Annotated in this window: 1 protein-coding gene; it reads left to right on the plus strand. The window is 70.9% G+C overall.

Annotated features, from left to right (window positions below):
• Positions 1 to 34: 34 nt before the first annotated feature.
• Positions 35 to 444, plus strand: a 410-nt coding sequence (locus tag AC1DUE_RS20370; protein WP_477041220.1) for a molybdopterin cofactor-binding domain-containing protein, incomplete at its 3' end; no start/stop codon positions are given.

Consider the following 444-nt stretch of genomic DNA (forward strand, 5'->3'; position numbering starts at 1 on the left):
CTCTTACGCCTGTCCGAACGTCTCCACGCACGACATGCAGGTCCGCCTGAACATCCCGGTCCCGAACTCGATGCGGGGTCCGGGAGCGGCGACGGGCAACTACGCACTGGAATGCGCGATGGACGAGTTGGCGTACAAGCTCGGCATGGACCCGCTGGACCTGCGCCTGTGCAACGACGCCGCCCTGCACCCCCCGTCGGGGCTGCCCTGGTCCAGCCGCGCGCACAAGGAGTGCCTGGAACGCGGCGCCGAGCTCTTCGGATGGTCCCGGCGCACGCAGGAGCCGCGCTCGATGCGCGAGGACGGGATGCTCGTCGGCTACGGTCTGGCGGCCGTCGGCTACCCGTGGTTCCGCGCCCGCTGCCTGGCGCGTGCCACGATCCGGCGCGACGGCACCGCCTACGTGTGCAGCGCCGGATCGGAGATCGGCAACGGCGCGTACAC

The sequence above is a fragment of the Cellulomonas sp. P4_A2 genome (genome assembly GCF_056402515.1).